Origin of the sequence: Rudaea sp. (assembly GCF_036560865.1) — a bacterium.
GTDB lineage: Bacteria > Pseudomonadota > Gammaproteobacteria > Xanthomonadales > Rhodanobacteraceae > Rudaea.
In genome coordinates, this window is record NZ_DATBQK010000131.1 from 37,121 (window position 1) to 53,906 (window position 16,786).

At 62.7% G+C, this 16,786-nt stretch carries 13 protein-coding genes; 4 read left to right on the top strand and 9 right to left on the bottom strand.

All coding sequences use genetic code 11. The features are described from left to right. Positions 1-6: 6 nt before the first annotated feature. Complete coding sequence (locus VIE67_RS12835; RefSeq protein WP_332026836.1) at positions 7-726, bottom strand: YebC/PmpR family DNA-binding transcriptional regulator; 720 nt, start codon at positions 724-726, stop codon at positions 7-9. A gap of 171 nt (positions 727-897) precedes the next feature. Here VIE67_RS12835 and VIE67_RS12840 point away from each other — a divergent pair, with 171 nt between their 5' ends. Both VIE67_RS12840 and thpR read left to right on the top strand, forming a co-directional pair. Next, positions 898-2,973, top strand: a complete 2,076-nt coding sequence (locus tag VIE67_RS12840; RefSeq protein ID WP_332026837.1) for a M13 family metallopeptidase — start codon at positions 898-900, stop codon at positions 2,971-2,973. 66 nt (positions 2,974-3,039) lie between these two features. After that, positions 3,040-3,654 (top strand): RNA 2',3'-cyclic phosphodiesterase, encoded by a 615-nt coding sequence (thpR, locus tag VIE67_RS12845; protein ID WP_332026838.1) that lies wholly within the window; start codon positions 3,040-3,042, stop codon positions 3,652-3,654. A 62-nt stretch (positions 3,655-3,716) separates the two neighbouring features. Here thpR and VIE67_RS12850 read toward each other — a convergent pair whose 3' ends face one another. From VIE67_RS12850 to VIE67_RS12875, 6 genes are all read right to left on the bottom strand, one after another. After that, positions 3,717-4,406, bottom strand: coding sequence for a UDP-2,3-diacylglucosamine diphosphatase (locus VIE67_RS12850; RefSeq protein WP_332026839.1), 690 nt, complete (start codon positions 4,404-4,406; stop codon positions 3,717-3,719). Between the two features lie 68 nt (positions 4,407-4,474). Then, entirely contained in the window at positions 4,475-5,119 is a 645-nt protein-coding gene (locus VIE67_RS12855) for a peptidylprolyl isomerase (RefSeq protein WP_332026840.1), read from the bottom strand. A 59-nt stretch (positions 5,120-5,178) separates the two neighbouring features. Further along, positions 5,179-6,711 (bottom strand): exopolyphosphatase, encoded by a 1,533-nt coding sequence (gene ppx / locus VIE67_RS12860; RefSeq protein ID WP_332026841.1) that lies wholly within the window; start codon positions 6,709-6,711, stop codon positions 5,179-5,181. A gap of 155 nt (positions 6,712-6,866) precedes the next feature. Further along, a complete protein-coding gene (locus VIE67_RS12865; protein WP_332026842.1) occupies positions 6,867-9,992 on the bottom strand; it encodes an efflux RND transporter permease subunit in 3,126 nt (1,041 codons plus the stop codon). Then, positions 9,989-11,182, bottom strand: coding sequence for an efflux RND transporter periplasmic adaptor subunit (locus tag VIE67_RS12870; protein WP_332026843.1), 1,194 nt, complete (start codon positions 11,180-11,182; stop codon positions 9,989-9,991). Before VIE67_RS12870 ends, VIE67_RS12865 begins: the two co-directional genes overlap by 4 nt. Then, positions 11,172-12,746, bottom strand: a complete 1,575-nt coding sequence (locus VIE67_RS12875) for an efflux transporter outer membrane subunit (protein WP_332026844.1) — start codon at positions 12,744-12,746, stop codon at positions 11,172-11,174. Before VIE67_RS12875 ends, VIE67_RS12870 begins: the two co-directional genes overlap by 11 nt. Positions 12,747-12,945: 199 nt before the next feature. Here VIE67_RS12875 and VIE67_RS12880 point away from each other — a divergent pair, with 199 nt between their 5' ends. Then, positions 12,946-14,202, top strand: coding sequence for a multidrug effflux MFS transporter (locus tag VIE67_RS12880; RefSeq protein ID WP_332026845.1), 1,257 nt, complete (start codon positions 12,946-12,948; stop codon positions 14,200-14,202). On the opposite strand, the gene VIE67_RS12885 is transcribed toward VIE67_RS12880, so the two are convergent. Next, on the bottom strand, positions 14,188-14,667 hold the full coding sequence (locus VIE67_RS12885; protein WP_332026846.1) for a hypothetical protein: 480 nt from the start codon (positions 14,665-14,667) through the stop codon (positions 14,188-14,190). The genes VIE67_RS12880 and VIE67_RS12885 overlap by 15 nt on opposite strands. Before the next feature lie 56 nt (positions 14,668-14,723). Then, positions 14,724-15,329, bottom strand: coding sequence for a GNAT family N-acetyltransferase (locus tag VIE67_RS12890; RefSeq protein WP_332026847.1), 606 nt, complete (start codon positions 15,327-15,329; stop codon positions 14,724-14,726). 291 nt (positions 15,330-15,620) lie between these two features. Between VIE67_RS12890 and VIE67_RS12895 the strand changes: the two genes are divergently transcribed. Next, on the top strand, positions 15,621-16,781 hold the full coding sequence (locus tag VIE67_RS12895) for a sensor histidine kinase (protein WP_332026848.1): 1,161 nt from the start codon (positions 15,621-15,623) through the stop codon (positions 16,779-16,781). The last annotated feature ends 5 nt before the right edge of the window (positions 16,782-16,786 follow it).

A 16,786-nucleotide genomic window follows, 5' to 3' on the forward strand; every position in this document is an offset into this window, starting at 1 on the left:
AACGCGTTACTCTTGCGCGAGCGCCGCGTTGTGATAAACCTCCTGCACGTCGTCGAGATCCTCGAGTCGATCGAGCAGGTCGCGCAGGGTTTCCTCGGTCTCGCCGCTGACCGGCACGCGGTTTTCCGGGCGCCATACCACGTCGGCGCGTAGCGGCTGCAACTTGGCGGCGGCAAGCGCTTTCTTCACCGCTTCGAAATTCGCCACGCTGCACAACACGGTGGTTTGGCCGTCCCGGGTTTGCACGTCGTCGGCGCCGGCATCGAGTGCGAGTTCGAGCACTCGCAGTTCGTCCAGCGCACCCGGCGTGGCGAATACCAATTCGCCGATATGCTTGAACTGGAACGCAACCGAGCCGGTGGTGCCGAGATTGCCGCCGTGCTTGGCCAGCGCGTGACGCACATCGGCGACGGTGCGCTGCGCGTTGTCGGTCATGCAGTCGATGATCAGCGCGACGCCGGCGGGGCCATAACCCTCGTAGCGCAATTCCTGCATATTGTCGGTGCCCTCGGCGCCGGACCCACGCCGGACCGCGCGCTCGATCGTGTCCTTGGTCATGTTCGACGACAAGGCCTTGTCGATCCCAGCGCGCAGACGCGCGTTGGTCGCGGGTTCCGCGCCGTTGCGCGCGGCGATGGTGATCTCGCGAATCAGTTTGGTGAAGATCTTGCCGCGTTTCGCGTCCTCGGCGTTCTTGCGGCCTTCGATGCTGGGGCCTCTGCCCATAACGATTCCTGTGCATGGATGATGTGAACTGGCAGCCCATGGCCGCATCGCCAATTGTAGCCTGCAGGCCCTGCCGATTGCCGTTTCGGAGGCGGGGTCGGTGTCTTCCGGCATATGGTGGACGCGGCCACCGCGTGTGAACATGGCGCAAACTCAAGCTTGGGGAATGCGATGAAAAAACGCCTGATGGCGGCGCTCTGCGCCAGCACGCTTACGGTCTGCGCCGCGTTCGCGCAAGATTCGGCCGGGAGCAAACCGCAATACGGCGCCTGGGGCTTCGATCTGACCGGCGTCGACAAGGCGGCGGCGCCGGGCAACGATTTCTTCCGTTACGCGAACGGCGCATGGATCGACAAGACCGAAATTCCCGCGGACAAGGCGGGCATCTCGCTGCGTCTGGCGATGAGCGATCAGGTCGAGCAGCGCCTGCACGATTTGATGGAAGCTGCGGCGGCACAAACTGGGCACGAGCCGAACACGCTCGATGGCAAGGTCGGTGCGTTCTACAAGTCCTTCATGGACGAGGCGCGCATCGAAGCCGCCGGCGGCAAGGCGATTGCGCGCCAGCTTGACGTCGTGCGCGAGGCAAAGAGCCGCGACGATCTCGCCGCGCTGATGGGGCGCACGAATACTGATTTCGAAGCTTCGCTGTTCAGTCTTGGCAGCGATGTCGATCTGAAGGATCCGAAGCATTACGCGATGTATGTCAACCAGAGTGGTTTGGGTCTGCCGGATCGCGACTATTATCTGAAAGCAGATTTCGCCAGCCAGAAAACCGCGTATCAGGCCTATGCAGCGAAGCTGCTCGGCCTGATCGGCTGGCACGATGCCGATGCAGCGGCGAAAGACCTCGTCGCGTTCGAAACGCAGATCGCGCAAGCGAGCTGGAGCAAGGCCGAGCAGCGCGATCCAGTCGCCCTCTACAACCCGATGACGATCGCCGAGCTGTCGGTATTCGCGCCCGGATTCGCCTGGCAAGGATTTCTCAAGCAAGCGCAGCTCGGTGATCTAAAACGCATCGTGGTCGGCGAGAAAAGCGCGTTCCCCAAGCTCGCTAAGATCTACGCGCAGACGCCGATCGACACGCTCAAAGCCTGGCAGGCGATGCATATCGCCGACAACGCGGCCTACTACCTGTCGGCGCCGTTTGCCGAAGCCTATTTCAATCTGCACAACAAGACCCTGCTCGGTCAGCAGGCGCAGAGCGCGCGCTGGAAGCGCGGCGTGCATGCGGTATCCGGTGGCGACTACGGCGTCGGTGAGCGCATCGACACCTTCGGCAATCTCGGCTGGGCGGTCGGGCAGTTGTATACCGCGAAATATTTTCCGCCCGCGGCCAAGGCGAAGATCGAAGTGCTGGTCGTGAATCTGAAAGCGGCCTACCACGCACGCATCGAAAAACTCGACTGGATGAGCGCGGCGACAAAGAAGCAGGCCTTGAAGAAACTCGACACCTACACGATCAAGGTCGGCTACCCGGATCATCCGCGCGATTACTCCAGGCTCGCCGTGCGCGACGACGATCTGGTCGGCAATGTGACGCGCGCGGCGCAGGCCGACTGGAATTTCTTCGTCGCACGCCTCAACGGTCCAGTCGATCGTCTCGACTGGTCGATGACGCCGCAAACCAACGACGCCTACAACGGATCCCTGCGGGACATCGTGTTCCCAGCCGCGATTCTGCAGCCGCCGATCTTCGATGCGAACGCCGATCCGGCGATGAATTACGGCGCGGCCGGCGGCGTGATCGGCCACGAACTGACCCATGGTTTCGACGACGAGGGCCGCAAGATCGATGCCGACGGCGCACTGCGCGACTGGTGGACGGCCGACGATGCCAAGGCGTTCGAGGCGCGCGCGAAAAAACTCGGCGCGCAATATTCGGGCTTCGAGCCGTTGCCCGGCGTACATATCAATGGCGAGCTGACCATGGGCGAGAACATTGCCGATGCGGGCGGCTTGACGCTCGCACTCGACGCCTATCGCGCGTCGCTGCACGGCAAGCCCGCACCGGTGCTCGACGGACTCAGCGGCGATCAGCGCGTATTCCTTGGTTGGGCGCAGGCCTGGCGCGGCAAGGTGCGCGACGACGCGGTGCGCCGCCAGGTCGTCAGCGATCCGCATTCGCCGCGGCAATTTCGCGTCAACGGCGTCGTGCGCAATATCGATGCGTGGTATGCCCTGTTCGGTGTGAAGCCAGGCGAGAAGCTCTATGTGGCGCCGGAAGAGCGCGTGCATATCTGGTAAGGACACAGCTCGCAGGAGTCATTCGATTTCCTGCGAGGATCTTTTCGACGGCGTACGCTTGCGCGCATGAGATCGAGACGCGAAAACGTTGTGCAGCAACCGACGCTGCTTGGCGCAGAGCACGACGTACAAGCGGCAGAGCTGCACAACTTGTTCTTCGCCCTCTGGCCGGATGACGCAACACGTCAGCGGATTGCCGCGACCGCTGCGGAACTGAAGCAGCGGCATCAGCCGCAAGGGCGCTGGATCAAGCCGCATCGCTACCATCTCACCCTGAAGTTTCTCGGCGAGTACGCGCCGCTTCCGCCAAGTCTGATCGAGCAGGCGAGTGTGGCCGCGAGCAAGGTCCGCTCCGACACATTCGTGCTGAACCTCGATCAGGCCGGCAGTTTTGCGAACCGCGCGATTCCGTGGTGGTTGGGTTGCTCACGACCTGCGGATGGCTTGGATCGATTGTCGAGCGAATTGCATGACGCCTTGTGCCGCGCCGGGATACGTATGTTGAGCAGCCACCTGATTCCGCACGTGACCGTGTTGCGCGATGGCATCGCGTCGCTGGTGACGACGCCAATACCAGCGATTCAGTGGTCGGTCGATGAATTCGTCTTGATCGATAGCCTGCTGGGTGCGCGTGCGGAATATCGGGTCGTCGCGAAATTTGTGCTGCACGCCGATCGTTGAACACCATCGCCGATGGTGTCGAGTTTGCTCCCGAGCTCCGATCAACGCGCTCCGGCGTCCCACTAGGTGAGCCGCAGCACGCTGTCCTGTTCGTACCAGTCGCCGAGGACGATGCGTTCAACGCTGTGGCCGTCCAGATCGAAGCGGTGCGTGGCGGGTCGGTGGGTGTGGCCGTGGATCATGCGGCGCACGCCATGCGCGCGCATCGCCGCAGCGACCGCGGCAGGATTCACGTCCATGATCTCGGGCTTGGCCATCGCAGTGTGCTTGCGGCTCTCGCCGCGCGCGTGCGTGGCAAACGCGCGCCGCTCGGCCAGCGGTTTGGCGAGGAATTGCCGTTGCCAATCCGGATCGCGCACGAGCGTGCGGAATTTCTGGTACTCGATATCGTCCGTGCACAACGTATCGCCATGCATCAACAGCACGCGCTCGCCGGCGATTTTAATCAGAGTCGGATCGGGCAACAGGGTCATGCCGGCGCGCACGGCATAGTCCTCGCCGAGCAGGAAGTCGCGATTGCCATGCATGAAATACACCGGCACGCCGCTGTCGCGCAGCGCACGCGTGGCCTGCGCAACGCGTGCGGTCAGCGCGGAATCGTCGTCGTCGCCGACCCAGCTTTCGAACAGATCGCCGAGGATATACAGCGCGTCCGCTTCACGCGCGCCGCCGCCCAGCAACTTTGTGTACAAGTCCACAATGTGCGGGCGCGCCTCGTCCAGGTGCAGGTCGGAGATGAACAGTATCGACATGCGCTGGGCGACGGCCGCGTGGCTTGAGCGGCACTCCGCCGGTTGCGTGCGGAGTGCCGTCGGCGGAGTTACTGCTCGATTTCGACTTTGTCGATCACGATCGGCGTCGTCGGCACGTCGGAGGGCAGCGGGCCGGAGGCGCCGGTCGGTGTCGCGGCGATCTTGTCGACCACATCCTGGCCCTTGATCACCTTGCCGAACACCGCGTAGCCCCAGGTCAGGCCGTTGGTATCAGCCGTGTAGTCGAGGCGCTTGTTGTCGACGAGGTTGATGAAGAACTGCGCAGTGGCCGAATGCGGGTCGCCGGTGCGTGCCATCGCGACGGTGTATTTGAGATTGGACAAGCCGTTGTTGGCTTCGTTGCGGATCGGCGCGCGCGTGCGCTTGAGCTGCAGGTCCTTGGTGAAACCGCCGCCCTGGACCATGAAACCGGCGATCACGCGATGGAACACGGTGCCGCTGTAGAAGCCGTCCTTCACGTACTGCAGGAAGTTGTCGACGGATTTGGGCGCCTTGTCGGGATACAGCTCGATCTCGATATCGCCCTGACTCGTATGCACGATCACTTTCGTTGCGGCCGCCGCGGTTGCGGGCGCGCTGGCGGCGGGCGCCGGTGCGGCGGCCGGTTTGGCGGCAGGCTTGGCCGGTTGCTGCGCGAGCGCGAGCGGTGCGACGAGGAACAAGGCAAGGGACAGCAGCGCGTGCTTGAGCATGAATTTCTCCGCTATGCAAAATCGTGAGGTGAAATGATACCGGGATCGGCGCCCGCGCACTACGCCGCGAGCTTCTCGCTGGCCTTCACCTGCAGCTTGATGTCGATGTGCTTGAGATAGTCGCGTTCCTGATCCAGATCGGTACGCGTGAGCGGATGCTCTTCGAGCCAGGTCTGCGGCAGACGCAGTTGCAGCGCCTTGTCCTCGATTCTCAGCTCGAACGACGGCAAGGCCTCGACACCGCGTGCGCGTTGCAGCAGCACCGCTATGCGCAGCAGTGCGGTCACGCGCGCGGTGGAGCGGCGCAGGCGCTCGGCGACGATATTGATGATGCCGATATCCGGTTTGCGCCGATGGCAGCGCAGGACCACCGCCAGGGTCAGTTGTTCGTGACGCGCGAAGCCGGCGAGGTCGGAATTCTCCACGATGTAGGCGCTGTGGATATGGTGTTGGCTGTGCGCGATTGCCAGACCGATCTCGTGGATGCGCGCCGCCCATGCCAGCCAGTCACGTTCGTCGGCGCCTAGCTGCCAATCGGCAGCGATCGAATCGAACAGGGTCAGCGCAGTCGCTTCGACGCGCGCCGCGTGCACGCGGTCGACGCCGTAGCGCTGCGCGAGCGCATCGATGGTCGCCGTGCGCGGATCGCGATGTTCGGCGCGGCCGACCATGTCGTAGAGCAGGCCTTCGCGCATCGCGGTTTCGCACACGCGCATCTGGCGTATGTCGAGCGCGACGAAACTCGCTTCGAGGATGGCCACGCCGCCGGCGAACACACCCATGCGGTCTTCGGCCAGACCGGGCAGGCGCAGCTTGTCGATGCTGCCGCAATCGATGATCGCATCGCGTATGTGTTCGAGCGACGTGCGCGAGATGCCGGTTTCGCACCAGCCGGCCGCCTGGGCGACGTTGCCGATCGCCTTGGCCGTACCCGACGAGCCGATCGTTTCGCTCCAGCCCTTGGTGCGGTAGTCGGCGGCGAACTGCTGCAACTCGACCGCGATTTCGGTCTGCGCACGCTGCCAGCGTTTGGCGCTCAACTTGCCGTCCTCGAAGAAGCGCAGAGTGCTGGCGACGCAACCCATCTGCAAACTTTCCTTTTCCAGCGCCTCGAAATGCTGGCCGATGATGAATTCGGTGCTGCCGCCGCCGATGTCGATGACCAGGCGGCGCTCGGGCGAATCGGGCACGCCGTGCGCGACGCCGAGATAGATCAGGCGCGCTTCCTCGCGCCCGGACACGACTTCGATCGGATGTCCGAGCGCATCCTCCGCGGGTCCGAGAAAATCGGCAGGTACGCGTAACCGGCGCACCGTGTTGGTCGCCACCGCGCGTACGCGTTCGTTCGGCAACACGTGCAAACGCTGGCCGAAACGCGCCAGGCAGGCCAACGCCTTGTCGCGGCGCTCTTCGTCGAGGCCGCCATCTGCGCGCAGACCAGCGGCAAGCCGCACGCTGTCGCGCAGGCGATCGATCACGCGCAGTTCGCCGTGTTCGTAACGCGCGACGACGAGATGAAAACTGTTGGAGCCCAGATCGACGGCGGCAAGCAGTTCGCCGTTGCGGATTTCCTTATGACCGTCGTTCGTCACCGCCGACTCCCGCCACGTGATGGCCTATTCTGCCATGCGCGCGTGACGCTGCACGAGAGCATGCGGCGACGTACTTGACCGAACCTGTCCGCGTGCGTCCTTGTCCTGCGCTGGCGGGGTGCGAATGGCGGTTGCCCGCGGCCCTTGATGCGGCGTTACACTTCCAATCGATCGTCCGCACGCGCCACGAGCGCATACAGCGCCGGCATCAGAAAAATGCTGATCAAAAGCCGCGTGAACATGCCGCAGACGATGACCAGCGCAAACGGTCTTTGCGAGTCGGTGCCGACACCGGTGGCCAGCGCAGCTGGCAACAGGCCCAGCGCAGCAACCAGCGCAGTCATCATGATTGGACGCAGGCGCAGGATCGCGCCTTGGCGAATCGCCTCGCTCAGCTCGGTGCCACCGCGGCGAAGTTCGTTGACGTAGGAGATATACACCACCGCCGTCAGCACCGAGACGCCGAACAGGGCCAGGAAACCGATGCCCGAAGATACCGAAAACGGCGTGCCGGTGATCCACAGTGCCACGACGCCGCCCACTGGCGCCGACAGCAGCACGCCGAGCACGGTGATGAACGGGAACTTGAAGTTGCTGTAGAGCGCGAACAGCAGCAGGAAAATCAGGAACAAAGTCAGCGGCAGGATGATGTTCAGTTGCGCGCGCGAAGCCGTATATTCGGTGTATTCCCCGCCCCAGTCGATACGGTAGCCTTGCGGCAGGACAACCTTTGCGCCGACCTGCGCAATGGCATCCTCCACGGCACCGGCCAGATCGCGCCCCTCCACCGAGAACTGGACACCGATGTAACGCGAATTGTCCTCGCGGTAGATGAACGCTGCGCCATTGGTAACCTGGATGTCGGCCAATTCCTTGAGCGGAATCTGTTGTCCACCGGGTGTCGCCACGAGGATATTGCCGATTTCGTCGGGGTTGTCCCGATACTGGCGATCCAGACGGACCACGAGGTCGAATTCCTTTTCCCCTTGCACCACCTGGGTGGCGACGTTGCCGCCGATGGCGGTCTGGATCAGGCCGTTGATGTCATCAACGTTCAATCCGTAACGAGCAGTTTTTGCACGGTCGATATTGATGCTCAGGCTCGGCTGGCCGAGCTCCTGTACCAGGGTCACGTTGGCGATGCCGCGGACGCGCTCCAGCACCTGTTTGATGGCTTTGCCCTTCTTCTCCAGGGTTTGCAGATCGGAGCCGAACACCTTGACCGCCAGTGCGCTTTTCAATCCCGTTTCCGCCTCGTCCACCGCATCCTCGGCCGGCTGGGTGTAGTTGAACGTGATTCCGGGAAAGGCTTCGAGCTTGTGGCTGATGGCCGCGATCAACTCGGGCTTGCTGCGATACGGACCGGTCCACTGCGCGTAGGGTTTCAGGCCGATGAAGAACTCGACGTTGAAGAAGCCGGTCGGATTCGTACCGTCGTCGGGCCGGCCCAGTTCCGAGGTGACCGTGGTGACTTGAGGAAAGGCACGCAGGATTTCGCGCACTTGCGGGGCGATCTTTGCCGACTCGTCGAACGAAATGGTGTAGGGCATGGTGGCGCGCATCCACAACGCGCCTTCATCCAGATGCGGCATGAATTCGGCGCCGATTCGGGGGATGAGCAACATCGAGCCGACCAGCAGAATGGCCGAGACGCCGGTCGTCCACCATGGGTGCGCCAGGCTGAGGTCGAGACCTTTCACGTAACCTGATTTGATCGCTTCGAAGGCTGCATTGCGCCGCTCGCGCACGCCGTTGCGCATGAACCACGAACACAGCACCGGCAGCAACGTCAGCGTGACGATCAGGGAACCGACCAGGGCGAAGATCATGGTGTCCGCCATCGGCTTGAACAGCGTCCCCGACGGCCCCGACAGCGCATAGATCGGCAGGAAGCTCGCCACAATCACGGCGACCGCATAGGACAGCGGACGATCCACTTCCGCCGCTGCATAGCGGATGATCTCCATGATGTTGAGCGGCGTTCCCTCGCGCGCAGCGATCTGGCGGAAGATGTTTTCCACCATGAATATCGCGCCATCGACCAAGATGCCGAAATCCACCGCGCCAATGGACAACAGGTTGGCCGACGCGTTTTGCATGTCGAGACAGAAAAATGCGAACAGCAGCGCCAGCGGGATCGTCACCGCAACAATCAGCCCGGCACGAAGATCGTAGAGAAAGAATACGAGGACGACGACGACCAGCAGCATGCCGCGCCACAGGTTGCGTTCCACGACCTGGGTCGTCTGCTCGATCAGGTTGCTCAGGTCGTAGAACGGATGAATCTTCACATCCGAAGGCAGGATGCGATCGTTGAGCTCCCTCGTCTTGGCCTCAACGCGACCGAGCACGTCCTGGGTTTTCTCGCCCTTGCGCACCTTGATGACGCCCTCCACGGCGTCATCCTGCTTTTCGTAGCCGAACTCACCGAGGCGCGGCGCGGTACCGATCACCACGCGGCCAACGTCCTTGACCAGCAACGGAGTGCCGTCGTGAACCGCCAGTACCACGTTGCCGATGTCGCTCAGCGTTTCCATGCGTCCCGCGCCGCGCACGTAGTAGAACTGACCGCCCTGCGAATAGAATCCGCCGCCGGCGTTGGAGTTGTTCGCCGCCAGAGCGGCCTCGACCTGCTGCACCGACAAGCCGGCCCCGGCGATCCTGGCCTGATCCAGCAGTACCTGGTACTGCATCGTGCCGCCGCCGAAGCCCGAATCGTCCGCCACGCCGGCAACGGAGCGGTACAGTGGCTCGACGGTCCAGTCTTCGAAGGTCTTGAGCTCCATCGGCGAGCGGTCGGGACTTTGCAGCACGTAACGATAGACCAGCCCCGAAGGCGCGGTCAGTGGAGATACTGATGGAGTCACGCCACTCGGCAAGCTGATATCGCCGAGCCGGTTGAAAACCTGCTGGCGCGCGAAGTAGTTGTCCGTACCATCGCCGAACGTGAGGATGACATCGGACAGTCCGTACAGCGAGATCGAACGCATCGTGGTTGTACGCGGGATGCCGCTCATGCCCCTTTCGACGGGCACCGTGATCAGCCGTTCCACTTCTTCCGCGGCGTGCCCGGGCCATTGGGTGATGATCTCGACCATGGGCGGCGAGAGATCGGGATAGGCATCCATCGGCAGGTGTTTGAGCGACCACCAGCCGGCGCCGGCCAACACGCAGGTCAACAGGACGACAAGAAATCGCTGCGCCAGCGACGACGCCACGATCCGGTTGATGATCGAAGGCGTTGCCGGCGGCGATCCGTTCGGCGGTGTTTGCTCGCTCATTGGCTTTGCGTGAACTGAACGAAGATGCCACCTTCGACCACGACCTGATCGCCGGACTTGAGCCCGTCGACGATGTCGTACTGATCGCCGGAACGATAGCCCAGAGTCACATGCTGGCGTGCGAAGCTGCCGTCGGGTTGGACAACGTATACAAATGGCAGATTCTCGTCGTCGCGCAGAATCGCCGGAACCGGGACGAGCAGGCCGCTGCTTTCCTGGCGAGAATGAATCAGCACGCGCACATACATCTGTTTCTTCAGAAAATCTCCCGGATTGTCGACGACCACGCGCACGCCCACCGAGCGCGTGGTGGGATCCACCAAGGCCGAGATGTTGGTAACTTTTCCGCTGAAGTTTTTTGCATCGACGCTGGTCACGATATCGGCGGAGTCGCCGAGGCTTATCGACGCAAGACCGGAACCAAAAATTTGCGCGATGACCCAGACGCGCGAAAGATCGGCAACGGTAAAACACGGCGTGCTGCCGGCCTGCAGAAGCTGTCCGGGAGTGATGAGTTTTTCCACCACGGTTCCGGCGATCGGGGATCGAATCATGCTTTGGATATGCGAAACCGGCCGGCCCACCTGAATATCCTTGATCGCCTGCGGATTGACCTGCAGCGAGACCAGCGCTTGCAGGGCGGCGTCGCGATCGGCCTCGGCATTGGCGGCGTCGGTTTGCGCCTGTTCTTCCTCGCGCTGGGAAACGCCGTTGTGCTGGACCAGATCCTTGTCGGTGTTGGCGATCCGGCGTGTGTTCACTGCGCTTGCAAGTGCCTTGCTGTAGGCACTGATGGCTGTCGCAAAATCGGGTGAATCCACGATCGCCAGCGGATCCCCTTTCTTGACGTGGTCGCCCGGGGAAACGAGCAGCCGCGACACCGGACCGGAGAAAGGCGCCAGCACGCTGGTGGCCTGATCGTTGTCGAAATCGACCACGCCGGTTGTGTCGATCGTCTTGTGAAACTTGGACGGCGCGGCAGTGTAAAGGTTGATGTGCTGGCGCTGCGCCGCGGTCAGAGTCACATTGGTCGCGGTCGCCGCTGCTGCCTTTGAGTTGTCGTCGGTTTGCGATGAGCAACCCGCCAGCGACGCGAGAATTGCCATCGCCATCACGGCAGCTGCGAGTCCGCGCGGAAATTTGACCTGAGGTTGCACCGGCGGTCTTGCGTAACACGAATTATTTTTCATTTTTATCCTGGGCTAAATCCGCGCGGTGCCACCAGCCGCCGCCAAGCGCCTGGAACAACGCCGCCGTATCGGCATAACGATTGGCCTGGGCTTGCACCAGATTGATGCTGGCCTGCTGATAGGCTTGTTCAGCGCTCAGCAGCGAAAGATAGTTGGCGTAACCGTCCCGCCATTGGCGTTGCGACAAATCCAACGTCACCTTGGCGGCATCGGCAGCGGCTGCGGCCGCCTTCAAACCTTCCGCGTCCTGCTCAAGCGCGGCCAAGGTGTCGGCGACATTTTGAAACGCGGTCAGTACCGTACTGCGATATTGTTCGGCCGCTTGAACGTAAGCTGCCTTCGCGGCGCGTTCCTGGTGCAGCAGTTTTCCGCCCTGGAAAATGGGCGCGGTCAAATCCGCACCCAGACCCCAAAATCCCAAGCCCGACTTGAACACCTGACCAATGGCCAGCGCCGTGCTGCCGGCATTCGCGGTCAGCTCGATATTCGGCAGCCGGTTGGCAATGGCGACGCCGATCTGCGCGCTCGCGGCGTGCATGTTGGCCTCGGCCTGGAGTACATCCGGACGCTGCGCCACGAGTTCCGAAGGAAGGCTCAGCGGCAATTCCTGCGGCAACTGCAGACTTGAAAGTTCGAATTTCTCAGCCGGTGCCTGGCTCGGAAACACGCCGGCGAGAACGGCCAGAAGGTCGCGCTGCTGGGCCAGTTGCTTGAGCAGCGGCGGCAACGCGGCCTTGACTTGCGCGAGCTGCGATTCCTGCGCGGCAACATCAAGTCCGCCGACGGAACCCTTGGCAAGCTGGTATTGCAGGATTTGCAGCATGTTCGAATTGATGTCGATGAGCTGGTGAGTCGCGTCGATCTGCATCTGCAACGAGCCGATCTGCACGGCCGTGAGCACCACGTTGGCGGTCAACGTGGTCTGCGTCGCGATCATCTGGAAACGAACTTGCTCTGCCTGCGCCTGCAGCGACTCGACGGTGCGACGATTCAGGCCGAAAACGTCGGGCACATACGACACGCTGACCTGCGGGGTGAAAAGGTTGTATAGAAAGGCGTTGTTGTTGGGCACGGGCGCGAGCGACCCCGGCTGCTTCTGCCGACTGGCCGAAAAACTTCCGGTGACACTGGGATAGTACGCACCGCGTTGCGCAAGGACATTCTCCCTCGCCGCAGACAATGCCGCTTGCGCCGACTTGAGGTCGGGATTTTTTGCCAGCGACTGTTCGATCAGATCATTGAGAGGTTTGGAATGAAACAAGGTCCACCAGTCAGCGGAGATGTCGACGCCTTTGGCGAAGCGCTGGGCGTCGCCACCGGCGACGTTCGCGCTGGCGACCGTGGTCGAGAGCGGGTGGGCTGTGTAGTCGCTGACATCCGGCGCGGTCGGCTTCTCGAAGTCGGGTCCCATCGCGCAACCGGCGAGCAGCAGGCAGGCCATACCCAAGGCCGCGATGCAAGGCAGCACGTTCAATGACAAACTGGCGATAGACGAGATTTCTGCTGTCGTCTCATCTCTCGTTGCATCGGTGCTGACCGGCAAATCGACCCACGTCTCATTCATGCAAGTGCATCGTCGTACGAAGAACAAGCACGTTATAACGTTACAGTCCTGAACGTCAATGGTCGCAAGTCATGGGTTACGGCCAGCACGGCAAGGGCGCACGCCGCACTGGGCATATCGCGGGCGCGCCACGCGGATTCTGCGTATGATGCCGGCGAGTGGCGCAAGAGACGCTGCGCATCGCTCTGCGACCATCCCGATGTCCCGACAAACCATCCCACACCGCACGGCACTGGCGGGTCTGCTCGCCGCGCTGGCGATGTTCGGACCGTTCTGCATCGACGCCATTTTCCCCGCGTTCCCGGCAATAGCGCAGCAGTTCAATGCGAGCCCGCTGGCGATGCAGCAGACGATCAGCGTGTACCTGTTCGCGTATGCGGGGTTGTCGCTGTTCGTCGGCGCCTTTTCCGATGCCTGGGGCAGGCGCGCGGTGATCCTCGGCGGCCTCGCCGTGTTCCTGCTTGCGACGATCGGTTGCGCGCTGGCGCAGTCGATGTCCGAGCTGCTCGTGTTCCGCGCGGCACAGGGCATGAGCGCCGGCGTCGGCTTGATCGTCGGCCGTGCGATCGTGCGCGATTGTTTCGATGGCCATCTTGCGCAAAAACTGATGGCGCAGATCAGCATGATTTTCGGCGTCGCGCCGGCGCTCGCGCCGGTGATCGGCGCGTGGCTGGTTGCATGGGGCGGCTGGCATGCCTTGTTCTGGACGCTCGCGGCATTCACGCTTGCGTTGATCGGGCTGTGTCTGATCGTGCTGCCGGAGACGCATCCGGTTGCGCAGCGTCATCGGTTCTCGCCGGCAAATCTGCTCGCCAGCTATCGCACGATTCTGTCCGACAGCCAATTCCACGCGCTTGCGCTTGCGCTGACATTCAACTCGGCAGCCTTGTTCCTGTATGTCGTCTGCGCGCCGCCGTTCATTCTGTCCATCCTGCATCTGGACCAGAACCATTTTCCATGGCTGTTCGTGCCGGCGATCAGCGGCCTGGTGCTCGGTGCGATCCTCGCCGGACGTCTGGCCGGGCGCGTCAGCATGCGCGTGCTGGTCGGCGCCGGCTATTCCATCATGCTGCTTGCGGCGCTGCTCAATATCGGCATCGCCGAATTCGTGCAGCCCGCGCGCGTGCCGTGGGCGGTGCTGCCGATCGGTCTCGGCGCAATCGGCATCAATCTGATCGCACCGACGCTCAACCTGCTCGTGCTCGACCGCTTTCCACGCTATCGCGGCGGCGCGTCATCGGTGCAGGCGTTCATCATGCTGACCTTCAGCGCGCTGCTTGCGGGCATGCTCGGTCCTTTGCTCGCGGACAGCGCGCTGCATCTCGCGCTTGCCTCGGCCGCGTTCTGCGTGCTTGGCTTTGTCGGTTGGCGCTGGTATCGCACGATTTCCAAGCGGGATTCCGCCGTTGCCGTCGACGCGGAAATCGTGTCCGTGGTCGGATCAAACAGCGATTGACGCTGGCGGGACCCCGATCGGCAGCAGTCCGCGCTCACCCAGCCACGCGCGCGCGTCTTGCGCATCGTGGTCGAACCACTCGCTGGCGCTGCCAAGACGGAACGTGTAGCCCCATTCATCCATATCGCGCATCAGGCTCTCGCGGCCGACACCGGGAAAGAAATCCGCAAGTACGATCTGCAGATAGCAGACTGCGTCTTCCTCGGCCTGCGAATCGGATGCGTCGGTATGAATCCGGTCACGCCGATCCGCCGGCGCCACGATCAGATGGCAGGCCTCGTGCAGCAGCGAATGCAAGGGCGTATCTCTGCGTGCGTATACTTTTTCACCAATGACGCCGGCTTCGGGCTCGCCCCAGTAGCTGCCGGGAATCGCCAGGTCGTCGCCGATGTGCTCGACCGCGATGCCGTAGCAGGCGAGCAGGGCGGCTGCCGCATCGGAATCGATATCGCCAAGCGTCAGCATACGCAAACCGCTATCGCGCCGTCAGACTCGCGTTGTGCGCAGCGAACAGACGCAGATCAGGCGCTGCGCGCTTGTGGCGTGCTGATGCCGTGCGCGCGCTCGGCAAGCCAAGGCTGGCTGGGCAGCCCCGTCGTGGCGCTGGTGAGATAGGTATCGCGCACGTAAGTGAAGCTGCACATATCTCTGGCGAGCAGGCTGACGCGACGCTCGACGTTCGCCATGGTCTGCTGGCCGACTTCGTGAAATCCGTAAGTGCCGTGAAAGAGCAGGGCGATATCGTCGCGCGGCTCAAGAAATACTTCGCAGGCGAGCAGCGGCACGCGCACTTCGGCGAAGCTGGTCACGTCCGCATAGAACACGCGGCCGAGGCCCGCACCACGATAGGGGCGGGCGACCACGATGCGGTCGATGTAGAGGAATTCCGGATAGTGGTCGCGGAACCACAGAAAATTGTCGCTGCCGTAATCGGCATTCTCGCGCAGGCCGATGAGAAAGCCCGCGAGGTGATCCTCAGCTTCGGCAACGCGGAAATAAGCCGCCTCGTCGTAAAACTTGCGCACGCTGGTCGAGTCCAGCGGCAGGATGGTGGAGCCGGCGGCGTTGTTGAGCGCGAGTACCGAATCGAGTTCGTGTTCGCGGACATCGCGGATGGTTATGGACATGCAGGTACAGCTCCACTGTGCGGGCGCGCGCCGCGGATGCGCACGAAATAATGGCGCATATTATTGCATGCGTCGGTGCGCGTGGCCATGACGAAGCGATGGCTGTTTTGTTAAGGAAAAGTGAGAGCCGGCGCGAGCCTGCCGCAGTCGATTCGTGAAGCAAGACGCACGCCGCCAGTGAAGTTTGCGCGGCAAGCCGCCGCGATCGGTCAATTGTTCGCGCTACAACCGCCCTGGTCGGGGTGACTTGCAGCATGGTGCAGCGCGGGCAATCGGTTCTATCATGCGCGCATGCGCCTGCCCTTGCTCAACCACATCCAGTTGCTGCGTTATGCGGGGTTGTTCACCTTTGCCTGCACCGGTGTGCCGCTGCTGAGCGTGTACTGGCGCGCGCCGGAAATCGAAACCGGATCGAACGAGCACCTCGCCTGGTGTCTGGCGTACTTCGTGTTCGGCGTGGCGTATTGGCTGGCGACACGCGATCTGGGCAAGCGCAACGCCGGCATGCGCCGCATTCCGTATCTGGTCATCATGAATCTGGCCACGTTCGCGATCGGCTGGTTCAGCCATAGTGGCATCAGTGGCGTGCTCATGCTGCTGATCGCCGGTGTCGTGCCGTGGATGCTGCCGTTCTGGTCTGGTGTCGCCTGGGTGTTCCTGCAGAGTTTCACCCTGATGCCGGTCTTCGTCGCCTGGCTCGACTCAACGCTGTTCCAGTCGGTCGTGCAGTCCGCGCTGTATCTGGGCTTTTCCGGTTTCACCTATGTCACCTCGCTGGTCGCCAAGCAGCAGGCGGATTCGCGCGAGGAGCAGCGCCGCCTGAATTCCGAATTGCGCGCGACACGCACCTTGCTCACCGAATCGAGCCGCATCGCCGAGCGCGTACGCATTTCGCGCGAACTGCACGATCTGGTCGGCCATCATCTGACTGCGCTGAGCCTGAATCTCGAAGTCGCCAGCCACATGGTCAACGGCACGGCGCAGGAGCATGTGCGCCAGGCGCAGACCGTGGCCAAACTGTTGTTGTCCGACGTGCGCGAAGTCGTCAGCCAGCTGCGCGAGGACGACAACATCGACCTGACCGAGGCGTTGAAAACCCTGGTCGAAGGCGTGCCGGGTCTGGCGATCCACCTCGACCTGCCGCCACGCTTCGCGGTCGACGACCCGCTGCGCGCGCAGGTGCTGTTGCGTTGCGCGCAGGAGATCATCACCAACACGGTGCGTCACGCCGGCGCGCGCAATCTGTGGCTGTGCTGCGAACGCACCGAGGCGAACGAACTGGCAATTCATGCACATGACGACGGCCGCGGCGCGCTGGCGATCCAGCAGGGCAACGGCCTCAATGGCATGCGCGAGCGCCTGGCCCAGGTCGGCGGGCGCCTCAACATCAAGACCGCGCGCGATCAGGGTTTTGCGCTCGACGCTTGGCTGCCGCTGGAGGCCGCCCGATGACTTCG

Bases quoted from the DNA above. Each gene is read 5' to 3' on its own strand.
- thpR (WP_332026838.1), top strand. From the start codon at position 3,040: ATGAGATCGAGACGCGAAAACGTTGTGCAGCAACCGACGCTGCTTGGC.
- VIE67_RS12885 (WP_332026846.1), bottom strand. From the start codon at position 14,667: ATGCTGACGCTTGGCGATATCGATTCCGATGCGGCAGCCGCCCTGCTC.
- VIE67_RS12890 (WP_332026847.1), bottom strand. From the start codon at position 15,329: ATGTCCATAACCATCCGCGATGTCCGCGAACACGAACTCGATTCGGTA.
- VIE67_RS12865 (WP_332026842.1), bottom strand. From the start codon at position 9,992: ATGAGCGAGCAAACACCGCCGAACGGATCGCCGCCGGCAACGCCTTCG.
- VIE67_RS12895 (WP_332026848.1), top strand. From the start codon at position 15,621: ATGCGCCTGCCCTTGCTCAACCACATCCAGTTGCTGCGTTATGCGGGG.
- VIE67_RS12870 (WP_332026843.1), bottom strand. From the start codon at position 11,182: ATGAAAAATAATTCGTGTTACGCAAGACCGCCGGTGCAACCTCAGGTC.
- VIE67_RS12875 (WP_332026844.1), bottom strand. From the start codon at position 12,746: ATGAATGAGACGTGGGTCGATTTGCCGGTCAGCACCGATGCAACGAGA.
- VIE67_RS12850 (WP_332026839.1), bottom strand. From the start codon at position 4,406: ATGTCGATACTGTTCATCTCCGACCTGCACCTGGACGAGGCGCGCCCG.
- VIE67_RS12855 (WP_332026840.1), bottom strand. From the start codon at position 5,119: ATGCTCAAGCACGCGCTGCTGTCCCTTGCCTTGTTCCTCGTCGCACCG.
- VIE67_RS12840 (WP_332026837.1), top strand. From the start codon at position 898: ATGAAAAAACGCCTGATGGCGGCGCTCTGCGCCAGCACGCTTACGGTC.
- VIE67_RS12835 (WP_332026836.1), bottom strand. From the start codon at position 726: ATGGGCAGAGGCCCCAGCATCGAAGGCCGCAAGAACGCCGAGGACGCG.
- VIE67_RS12880 (WP_332026845.1), top strand. From the start codon at position 12,946: ATGTCCCGACAAACCATCCCACACCGCACGGCACTGGCGGGTCTGCTC.